Here is a 10,276-nt window from a genome sequence, read left to right as displayed (position 1 = left end):
GGGGATTTCACCAGGTAATCGCCCAGGGTTTCTTCCAGAATGCCGCCGTTGTCCAGTGTGATACTGGAGCCGCCGCCGTTGAGTCGCAGTTTAGGGGCGCTGATAAGGAGCTCATCCTTGTTGCTGCTGATGGTAAACAGCAGCTCTGATGTCATCTCCATTGAGCTCGCCTCTGCGCGAACCTCAACATCCCCCTGACTGGCAATCAGCTTCGCCCCGGACTGATGGGCAAACAGCCCGACAGACTCACTGGCGGCAAGCGTGATGTTCTTCATCGCGCCCATATCCAGATGCAGACCCGCACTCAGGATGGTGTTCTGCTTGCTCGTCATCTGAAGGTGTTCACCCGAAGTGAACGCCACGCCCTGCGGCGCACTCCCCAACAGTGCCGCTGACTGGAAATCTTTCAGGCGGTTTTCCAGCAGGCTGTTCTGGCTTTCCAGGTCGCAGGTGAGTGCCTGAGCCTGCTGTGCGAGAAGATTAAGGCGCTTCATTTCTGCAGCTGACTGCTTCAGGCGCTCAATGGCGGGCGCCATGTCCAGCACTTTTCCCTGCGCCGCTGGTTGTGCATCTGCCGTCAGGAACATCCCGCGCCCGGCACGCAGCGCGCCGAACTCGTCGGTACGCAGTTCAAACCCGGTACCGCGTGGCTCACGCTCACTGTCCACGATGTGGCCGCCGTTGAGCTGAGTCTTGCCAAACGGCGTCGCGAGCTTGAAATGCTCTTCCTGCCGCTTGTCTTCCAGACGGAATTTGTTATCCCCGGCAGTGCGCCAGATATTGCGCGTGTGATTGTCACGCGTGACGTGGTCCGGGTGTTCGGAATCGTGCTGAGCGTGGGCAATGTAAGGACGATCAGGATCACCGCCGTCGAACATCACCGAGACTTCGGTACCATCAAGCAGCGGGGAGTGGAAGCCGTAGGTATCCCCCGCATACGGTTTCGCCATGCGCAGCCAAAGGTAGGCGTAACCCTGTTCGGTGCTGTTGCGGTCAAAATCGAGGCGGACGCGGTAGCGCCCCTGATTATCGAGGTAAGCATAGGTGTCATGCTTCTCATCGCTTTCCACCCGGGCAGGCAGGGAGCCAGCCATCACCGGGCGGTTCAGCAGCGCCGGACGGAAGCAGACTGTTTCGCTGTATGGAATACCCGTAAAGCGCAGCTGAAAGCCTTTGTCACGAGCACCTGAGATGTGAACCCCGGTGATAACAATCCCATCCTCCAGCGAATCAGGCAGACGATTGCCCTGTGGCTCCAGGACTTCTCCCGGGGTCAGAACCGGGCTGCTCGCACGTCCCGTGACGGTCTGCTGGGTGTTGAGGTAGCGTTCATGACGCAGGCGAGCAAACCAGGCTCCGCCTTCCGGGGTTTCCGTATCCCCTTCGCTCAGGAACGGTTCGGCGTAGTGATACACCTCACCGGTGGTCGCCCCACCTTCCTGGCGGACGGTTACGGAGCTATCCTGTGGGGTCAGCGCGTCGCGGTAGTTATAGTCCCGTGTGGCCACGCCGCCGGTCACCACGCGGTCTGTCGGACGAATATCCCAGACACTCTCCTGACCGTTATCACTGGTGCGTGACGGCTGGATAATGGGTAGCTTCACGCCATACTGATACTGCATCTGGCTGTCCTGAAAAATCACCACATCCTGTTTGATGTTGCCGTCCATTTCAAAGCGCCAAAAGATGCCTACCTCGGCCAGCAGACGCTGGACAAACGCCAGGTCCGTCTCACGCCACTGAGTGATAAGCTCGCGGATCGGGTAGGTCTGCGACAGACGGAATTCGAAATCTGCCCCTTCCATTCCGTGGGAACGCAGGATTTGCTCCACGACTTCCGGCACCGACTGCTTCAGATACACCGCACAGCGCTCGGTGTGCTGCATCAGGGCAATACGCGGCACGAGCCGCAGGGCGTAGGTGATTTCATCCCCCGACACAGAGATGCGCCGGAAATCATCCACCACACCATAGACCGTGCGCACCGGCACTGCCGGTGTGCCGTTATAAAGGGGCGTCTGAAGAGTAAAGGAGGCAGGCTTCAGCATCAGCTCACTGCCGGCAATGTTCGCCGCACAGGTAACGGTAACGTCATAACGCCAGGGCTGGCTCAGGGTTTCACTGGCACGAAAACGCAGAACATCCAGAAAATGCGGACACTCATGCACATCCACGCGATAGCGGGACAGCCCCAGAGCTTCATCGATTTTCTTCTGTGCCAGACTGATAATATCACTGCTCATCCTTTATCTCCTTTTCAGAATGCCCGGGCAGTCAATTACTTATCGCCACTAAGAAAAGCAATTCGGTCATTGGTCATTTTCGTCTGGCACTGATAAATTTCGATGCGATGTTTAATATCTACCTTGTTCGATTCTGCATCCGGCAACTTGCCGCATTTAGCAACTTTTTCATTTACCCACACCAGCTGTTCTTTTTTCAGCGCATTTCGCGAAGAGTCCGGGAGCTCTCGCCATACTGAATTAAGGTTATGGTCGGCATATTTATATTCAGCATTAGCAGAACTCAGATTACCCATGGCCAGAGCATTAATAATCTGGCTTTTATTAACGGACAACACACTAATATTGAACAGAGCACCAGACAAATCAGTTCGGTTAAAATGACTAAAAATGACATCTTTACCGTTGTCTGCAAGTTTAGCGCTGTAACTGACATCGCTCCAGACCACGCTTCCATTATTGAGTTTGCCATACCCCCCTGTAATGGAATGCAAATAGTTTGGGTCACTACTTACCACATCCAGCGTTTCCTGCGGTACTTTCACTGAAATAGTCGCACTACAATTCAGTCCATAGCTGCCATTACCAGACGTTGAGACATTGCTCACGCTAACCACCAGGCTATTAATTTTATTCTGGTAGTCTGCAACGGGCTTATCATAGCTATATTTGTTTTTTGTAATGTAATCACTTTGAAGCAGCCCTGAAACATCACTACGAAAATAATCAGAAAGGGATTTAAGTGCATCTTCCCGACCACATTTGAAATCATCAGAGGAACTGAAAAAACCGGCATGCGCATTTACCGTACAAGTAAGAGCAATAAATGCCGGGATAAACTTTATCAACTTCATTATTTTTTCCTTCTTTAAATTAGATACGGAAACATTCCGTTATCCCAATAATTTCATGAGGCACAAGTATTATGCTGATGCAAATTCCAGCCCAATCCCTTCTTCATCATTCCAGCCGAGCGCCTGGGCGCGGGTCTGACACAGGGAAGCAGCCCCTTCCATCGCACGGGCGAAGTATGGATTGAGCCGTCGTAACAGGACTGCTGAATGATGTTCCATTTCCTTCTCTCTTGTTCAGGCACGCTACCGCCCATAGCCGTCAACCGATGCCCATAGGGTAAATGCCATAAATTGTGAGATTGCTTTGCACAAAGTTCGCCCTACAGGCGCTGTGCAAAGAAAAATGGCGGGCAGAGGGGTCTACCCGCCAGCATCTTACGCCGGGCTGTGGCCCGGTATCTGGCAGGCGTTGGCCTCCGGTACAAGGCTGATTTCGACACGACGGTTGAGCGCACGCCCTCCAGGTGTGTCATTGGTTGCGATCGGACGGCTTGCACCATAGCCCTGCACCGCAAAACAGCTTTCCGGCACATCACCGGTATCACGCATCCAGTCACGCACCGCTTCAGCACGTTTCAGGGACAGCATCTGATTGAGCTCCGGGTTACCGGTGTTGTCAGTGTGCCCGCTGACAACAATCAGCCAGCCCGGCTTCGCCCTGATGCCGACCAGCGAATTGACCAGCATTTTGGTGGAGCCTGTTTTCAGCACGGATTTGCCGGAATCGAATAGTGACATGCTGTCGAGACGGACAATTTTCGGCCCCGGCTTCGGTTTCAACGCTGGCGGCGGCGGAGGCGGCACCCAGGTATCTATGGCCTGCTGCACAGCCAGCCACAGGCGGTTGCCCGGATACAGTCCGAATCCGTAGCGATATGGTTCTCCCTGACGCTGCCAGCGCTCCAGCAACAACGCATCCTGCTGCAGGGCGTGCAGGGCTTTCGCTTTCGGGGCATAGTGGTTCATCGGAATAGCCTGCCAGCGCTGAAGGTCGGCGCTGACCCTGCGGATAAGCGACTCGCTATGTCGGACGGACAAGGCAATGGCACCAAGGGCGCATAACAGCAGAACCATCACCACCCGACGCCCGGTTTTCCCACCCTGCAACGGGGTGGTATAGGGGGCCAGTAGAGGAAGCACCGCATCGGCAAAATGCCAGCGCGGTTCATAGAGCGTGACACGACCGGCAGGGGCAACCCGGGTCTGACGGAACAATAACTGTGGCCACAACGCGGCGGCCGACGTGGATACCGACCCGAGACGCAGGGTGACAGCAAACGGCCGCACGGGTGGGCACAGCCTGTCCGCTTTGCCCAGTTCATCCAGCATCACGGAGTGAAGCAGCAATGTCGCCTGGGTCAGGTAAGGCTGAATAAAGGTCGTCTGCGGGGACTGCTGCCATTCGCCGAGGGTGATAGCTGGTTCCTCCTCCGGACACACCAGCACCGTATTGCCCCTCACCACTATCCAGGGCGTTTCCGGTCCTCTGAATTCGGCTTTCAGGATCACCGGCACACTGTAGCCGGTCAGTTCCCGCAACTGCTTCATCTGCAGACGCAGCGCTTTCAGTGAGGCGCGCAACAACGCCTCATCCTCATGCTGGCCCGGCAGACAGCGGTACATCACGGCTAGTTGCCCGGCCATCGTCGGTGTGCGCGCCAGCAGACGCTCTGCAAAAGGCATGAGCCCGGTCAGCTCCGCTATCCGGAGATACCAGCCCTGTGCCGTGCCCCGACTCGCACCGGCCGCAAACATGGCATCATCCACATCCCCACAGACCAGCACCACCGGCCCGGTATGGCTTTCAGGTGGGAAGTGAGCAGCTTCATCGACCCGCAGTACAGGCCGTTTTTGACGGTAATGGCGACGGATAAGGACAGTGGAAACAAGCAGAACGACCAGCGTCAGGACCGATTTGCCGGCGGCAGGCCATGCAAGAAATCCCCAGACCAGCCACAGCACAGCGGCAAGACAAAGCCATACCGGCAGGGCAGCCCGGGCAAGTATTCGTCCACACATCAGAGGTGCTCCGGCAGTTGCTGATGCAGCAGATCCTGTAACCACAGATGACCACCCAGCCACACCGCGCCGGTCAGGATCACCGCCAGCACAATCCAGAACCAGACGGACCGCAGCAGGTTATAACGACGGCGCCCGGTTTTCTGCACGACCAGTGAGGCGCCCGTTTCCAGCGGCGGCACACGCTTATTCAGCGCGGCGATCACCTCATCACGCTGTGACTGTCCGACACCGGAGAGGCTGTACTGCCCCTGAAAACCCAGCGCCAGCACCCGCTGATAGCAGGTCAGCACCACAGGCTCCGGCGCGGGCTGACGCAGCACCTCCGCGATACGATCGTATAAAGCCCCGCCCGCTCTCAGAGATCCGAAGTAGACCGCCTGCAGTGGCGCAGAACGCCAGGCGCGTTGCCCGGCATCAAGGGCCATATTCAGCGCATCGAGTGCACTGTCCCCGGATACAGCCGCTTGCGCATTTTCGGCTTGCTGCGCCTCCGGCTTACGGTTCATGACGGTTTCGTCCAGCAGGGCGCACTGGGCATAGGTGATGTGATCAATACTTTCAGCCCCCAGCCCCGCGCGCTCCAGCGCCTCGCGTACGCTTTCTACCTGCGCTTTGCAGGCCGCATACAGCGCAGGGCCGTCAGTCACCTGCCCGCCATGGCGGAGCTGCGCTACGGTAAGCCAGGTCTGCGCCATGAGGGCATCAATATCGATAACCTTATTCATGAGCGCAGCACCGCAAACAGTTCAAGCTCCAGTTCGCCAAGCAGGGATGGAACGTAGAATACGCACACACCCTGATCCAGCATTTCGCGGGCCGCCGGGCTTTCCATATCCAGCACGAAATACTGGTTTTCCAGACGCACCGGCAGTGCAGCCGGGACACGGCTCAGGGCAATGAGACTAATCCCTTCGACGGCCACGCCGGACACTTCGCCGACATTCGCCGGGGCACCGGCAATACACATCTCTGCGAATCTTTCGGCAATCTGCCACGCGGGCTGATTAGCCCGCACGGAGAGGTAGAAATCCGCTTCATCGCGCAGACGAATATCATGCAGTACCGCTTTCCAGGTCTCCGGATCCAGACGATCCATTCTGACTGCCACCACGCGTGACGGCAGGCTTGCTTCCAGCAGCTCACTGATGAGATCAAACAGCGGCGGGAAGGTCTTCTCCGGTGCCCGGTGGTCATACCCCGGAATGGCTTCCAGATCGTGTTCCAGCGAGAAGGTCAGCATACTGCCGGCCAGACGCGCCAGCTCTGCCCAGACCTGTTCAGGGTGCCGGTTCGGAAAACGTTCAAACTCGGAGAGAACCCGTGCATGGGAGTTCAGGGCATTCAGCAGCCAGAACAGCGACACGTCAGCGACGGCAAAATCCGCCATCCGGTCATTACTTTCACGGCGCATGGACATCAGACGCTGGCGACGGGAGCGCAGCTGGCGATTCAGCAGCGCAAGACGCTCACGCAGTCCGCGGCTTGCCGAGAACAGGGCCATCGGCGGGATAAAATTAGGATCCTGACACCACCCCCCCTGTCCGTCCCGCAGGAGGCGGGCAACCGCACAAGTTTCCCAGGCGCTGTTGTCCTCATAGTCAAAGCGGAAGGCCAGATTAAAACGGGCCACCGCCATTGACTCTTCACCCTGGCCAAACCGGTCGGTGATAGTCTCCCAGGCCTCGACATAGCGCAGCGGACGCTCTGCCGATTGTGTGTCGGTCTGTACGTTGGCGATCCCAGCCTGCATGACCGGCAGCGCGAGATACACCGTGACCGGCCCATTCCCCGCGGAGGCCGGAATATCCACTTCACGGGGCTCTGGCGGCAGGTCACTGTTGCGGGTGTCAACCAGCGTGTCATCCGGAAGCCACAGCAGCAGGGACTGTGCCTGGACCCGCCCGGAAGCCAGCATCGCCTCATCCAGTTCTACAAGACCGACGCCCCAGGGGAAGGCACTGCCACGAGTGGCAACACCGGCCCGGGAAAGTGCATCCCATTCAGACTGCTGCTGAAACTGTTGAGGGGCCAGAAGCGCCCCTTCATTCCATAGCGGACGATAAATTTTCATCCCTGATTTCCCCTCGCTTTAAGATTTGGTTTTTGGCCTCAGAGAAACCAATGGCAGGTTGACGTCCATACCTTCCACCTGGAAGTGCGGGATCGCATACAGATTCACGCGAAAGAAGCCCGGGCTACCCGCATGCAGATCGAGTTTTAGATTAATACGCGCCCTGGGAATTTCGGTCTGATAGGAAGAGTTAGACATGGCTGTCCCTGTTCTATGGAATTATAGAAACGGTGAATACCAGTGAGAAATTAATAAGAAAAATTTACCTTGCCAGAACAACTTTCCGATTCACATCATCCGACGAGAATAAAACCCCGGAATTAAAAGCAGGCGCATTCCATTCACCAGCATATCGACACTTTATTTTTGTGTATTTATACGAAATGAAAAAATTTCGGATAAGACTCAATAGCGGGAGTGTAGAAACGTCCACGGTCTGATTGGAAACAAAAAAATGTAACAATGTTTTACGCTTCAGGCTTTTAACAAAACTCGATCATCTTTCTGATTTATAAGAATTTTCTATAAAAAATCGCTCAAGCCTTGCGGGGCAAGGGTGTACACAAAACGATCAATGCAACTTAGTGATTAAAATTGTGCAAAACCCCATCAATCACGTGAAATGTCTGATTTTTTATTTTTATCAAAAATAAGAAGCAGGACGTGACTGGGCATGTGAAAAACTGACGACATTTCCAGGCTTGCATAACTTTTTATTATCTACTTAAACGGGGCTAATTTATTTTCGTCAAAATAAAGTGCTATGTGAACCTTTCCGACAGCGGGATATTCATCCAGCAAGGTAGAGAAGAAGCAAATCAAGGCAAAGCGATTTCTGATTTTGAGGGAAGCAGCAAAGATAAGCAGTTATTCAGGGGACACAAAACGGAAAGTCAGGTGACGACGTATGAGCGCAAAGTGAAAATTTCACCCACACTGGCGGCACCGATGTTGACCAAAACAGAAGAGAAATGAGGTGGCTGGAGGCAGGAATATACCAGGTGAATATACCAACACTATACCAATAGCCCAAAACAAAAAGGGGCTGCCTTTCGGCAACCCCTTGTAAATGTTGGCGGAAGCGCAGAGATTCGAACTCTGGAACCCTTTCGGGTCGCCGGTTTTCAAGACCGGTGCCTTCAACCGCTCGGCCACACTTCCAACGAGGCGAACTATAAACATAGCCATACTTCATGTAAAGCACGTTTTTGTTCAATCGCCTGAAATTTCATCACATTTGTGTTATTTGACTGAAACATCAGCAATATGATTACTTTCGAGCCGCTCTAACTGCCCCCGGGCGGGGGGCAGAGCCAGCATCAGTGCTTTTTAATGTAGAGATCCTGGGTCAGATATTTACCCAACGTGCTTGGCGCATAGCCGCCGACGTAAGGTTTCACCAGTTGAACCTTCACATAATGGTAGATAGGGATAGTCGGGACGTCTTTAGCCAGGATGTCTTCTGCCTGCTGATAGTATTTTGCGCGCTCTTCCAGGGTGGTGGCCTGCGAAGCTTTGGCAATAATCTCGTCATAAGCAGGGTTGCTGTATTTAGAGCTGTTCTGGCTGTCGCCGGTGCGGAAGTTGTTCAGGTAGGTAGCGGCGTCATCGTAGTCGGCAATCCATCCGTAGCGCACCAGGTCGTAGTTGCCGGTACGTTTGGTATCCAGCATGGTTTTCCATTCCTGATTTTGCAGCTTAGCCTCAACGCCAACGTTTTTCTTCCACATCGAACTGGCGGCAATGGCGATGCGCTGGTGAGATTCAGAGGTGTTGTAAAGCAAGTTGAATTGCAGCGGATGTTTCTCGTTAAAGCCCGCCTCTTCCAGCAGTTTTTTCGCTTCCGCTACGCGTTTGTCATGGCTCCAGCTGCCGTAATCCGCAGGTTTAAGCTCAACACCGCCAATTTTAGGCTGGCTAACCAGCCACGCGGGTTTTTGCCCCTGCCCTAATACTTTCCCGGCTATGATGTCTTTATCCAGCGCCATATTCAGCGCCAGGCGAACGCGCGGATCGTTGAACGGCGCTTTCGTGGTATTGAATTCGTAGTAATAAGTAGACAGATAAGGTGTGACGCGGACCTGGTCCGGCATGGATTTTTTAAGCGAGGCAAAGAGAGTTTCCGGAACGGTATAAGTAATGTCGATCTCGCCCGCTTTATAGCGGTTAACATCCGCCGTACCGGAGGTAACAGGCAAATAAGTTACCTGATTGATAACCGTATGCGCGTCGTCCCAGTACTGCTTATTACGCTCGCCGACAACTTTCTCGTTTACCACCCACTGCGACAGCTTATAAGGGCCGCTGCTCACGAAGTTGGCGGGCTGGGTCCATTTATCCCCAAATTTTTCTACCGCGGCTTCGCTTACCGGCACCATCGAGGTGTGGCCCAACATCAGCAGGAAGGCCGACGTCGGCTGGTTCAGCGTAACCTGCACGGTGCTGGAATCCAGCGCCTTCACGCCCAGGCTATCAACCGGTTTCTTGCCTTCGGCAATATCATTGGCGTTTTCAATTTGCATCGTGCCGGGATAGGTTGCATAAGGCGAACCCGTTTTAGGATCAACCAGGCGTTTCCAGCTCCAGACCACGTCCTGAGCGGTAATCGGCTCGCCGTTAGACCACTTGATGCCGGGGCGCAGGTGGAAAGTCCAGACTTTGTTATCCTGATTCTCCCACTTATCGGCCAGGTGAGGCTCGATAGTCCCGTCATTTTTGACACGGATCAGCCCGTCAAAGAAATCGCCAATGATATTACCCTCAACGTCACTCTCGACCTTATGCGGGTCAAGCGACGCCGGTTCGCTGCCGTTATTACGTACCAGCTCCTGTTTAGCTGCAAGCTCGGTTCCCGGCGGAACGTCTGCCGCCCATGCGCCTGAAAAAGCGCTGAGTAAACCCAGAGCAAGCAATGATTTTGTGAATGTGTTGTTGTTTGTTTTCATGACCTACGCCTTATTGATGTTATTTAACGACGGTACGGCTAACACTCTTAGTCGTCTTTTTTCAATAAAGCAATATTTTTCAGCCACCTATAAGCGGTAGTTATGGAAGTAATTTTATACAATGTGATAAACTGCACGAGG

The 10,276-nt window shown here is 54.5% G+C and carries 7 protein-coding genes, 1 tRNA gene and 2 pseudogenes; 1 reads left to right on the top strand and 9 read right to left on the bottom strand.

What is annotated here, in order from left to right; translation table 11 throughout:
- From HMPREF0201_RS06375 to HMPREF0201_RS23305, 7 genes and pseudogenes are all read right to left on the bottom strand, one after another.
- A partial coding sequence (locus tag HMPREF0201_RS06375; RefSeq protein WP_016535695.1) for a type VI secretion system Vgr family protein occupies positions 1-2,243 on the bottom strand: 2,243 nt, incomplete at its 3' end.
- 35 nt (positions 2,244-2,278) lie between these two features.
- On the bottom strand, positions 2,279-3,097 hold the full coding sequence (locus HMPREF0201_RS06370) for a lysozyme inhibitor LprI family protein (protein WP_016535694.1): 819 nt from the start codon (positions 3,095-3,097) through the stop codon (positions 2,279-2,281).
- Positions 3,098-3,217: 120 nt separating this feature from the next.
- Positions 3,218-3,316 (bottom strand): annotated as a pseudogene (locus HMPREF0201_RS23000) (Clp protease N-terminal domain-containing protein); the annotation flags it as partial.
- A 156-nt stretch (positions 3,317-3,472) separates the two neighbouring features.
- Positions 3,473-5,116: an OmpA family protein gene (locus HMPREF0201_RS06365; RefSeq protein ID WP_016535692.1), complete on the bottom strand. Its 1,644-nt coding sequence runs from the start codon at positions 5,114-5,116 to the stop codon at positions 3,473-3,475.
- Positions 5,116-5,844, bottom strand: coding sequence for a type VI secretion system protein TssL, short form (gene tssL, locus HMPREF0201_RS06360; protein WP_016535691.1), 729 nt, complete (start codon positions 5,842-5,844; stop codon positions 5,116-5,118). The genes HMPREF0201_RS06365 and tssL overlap by 1 nt, the downstream gene beginning before the upstream one ends.
- Complete coding sequence (tssK, locus tag HMPREF0201_RS06355) at positions 5,841-7,190, bottom strand: type VI secretion system baseplate subunit TssK (RefSeq protein ID WP_016535690.1); 1,350 nt, start codon at positions 7,188-7,190, stop codon at positions 5,841-5,843. Before tssK ends, tssL begins: the two co-directional genes overlap by 4 nt.
- An 18-nt stretch (positions 7,191-7,208) precedes the next feature.
- Positions 7,209-7,388, bottom strand: coding sequence for a type VI secretion system contractile sheath large subunit (locus HMPREF0201_RS23305; RefSeq protein ID WP_016535689.1), 180 nt, complete (start codon positions 7,386-7,388; stop codon positions 7,209-7,211).
- Between the two features lie 621 nt (positions 7,389-8,009).
- Here HMPREF0201_RS23305 and HMPREF0201_RS06345 point away from each other — a divergent pair.
- A pseudogene (locus HMPREF0201_RS06345) lies at positions 8,010-8,165 on the top strand (tyrosine-type recombinase/integrase); the annotation flags it as partial.
- A gap of 98 nt (positions 8,166-8,263) precedes the next feature.
- Here HMPREF0201_RS06345 and HMPREF0201_RS06340 read toward each other — a convergent pair.
- Positions 8,264-8,351, bottom strand: a tRNA-Ser gene (locus HMPREF0201_RS06340).
- Between the two features lie 158 nt (positions 8,352-8,509).
- Positions 8,510-10,135: an ABC transporter substrate-binding protein gene (locus HMPREF0201_RS06335; protein WP_016535685.1), complete on the bottom strand. Its 1,626-nt coding sequence runs from the start codon at positions 10,133-10,135 to the stop codon at positions 8,510-8,512.
- Positions 10,136-10,276 lie beyond the last annotated feature (141 nt).

It is taken from the genome of Cedecea davisae DSM 4568 (genome assembly GCF_000412335.2).
Classification (GTDB): domain Bacteria; phylum Pseudomonadota; class Gammaproteobacteria; order Enterobacterales; family Enterobacteriaceae; genus Cedecea; species Cedecea davisae.
Note: the sequence above shows the minus strand (reverse complement) of the source record. Positions and strands in the feature narration are given on the sequence as shown.

Excerpts from the sequence above, each read along its gene's own strand:
- HMPREF0201_RS06370 (WP_016535694.1), bottom strand. The coding sequence starts at position 3,097 with ATGAAGTTGATAAAGTTTATCCCGGCATTTATTGCTCTTACTTGTACG.
- HMPREF0201_RS06365 (WP_016535692.1), bottom strand. The coding sequence starts at position 5,116 with ATGTGTGGACGAATACTTGCCCGGGCTGCCCTGCCGGTATGGCTTTGT.
- tssL (WP_016535691.1), bottom strand. The coding sequence starts at position 5,844 with ATGAATAAGGTTATCGATATTGATGCCCTCATGGCGCAGACCTGGCTT.
- tssK (WP_016535690.1), bottom strand. The coding sequence starts at position 7,190 with ATGAAAATTTATCGTCCGCTATGGAATGAAGGGGCGCTTCTGGCCCCT.
- HMPREF0201_RS23305 (WP_016535689.1), bottom strand. The coding sequence starts at position 7,388 with ATGTCTAACTCTTCCTATCAGACCGAAATTCCCAGGGCGCGTATTAAT.
- HMPREF0201_RS06335 (WP_016535685.1), bottom strand. The coding sequence starts at position 10,135 with ATGAAAACAAACAACAACACATTCACAAAATCATTGCTTGCTCTGGGT.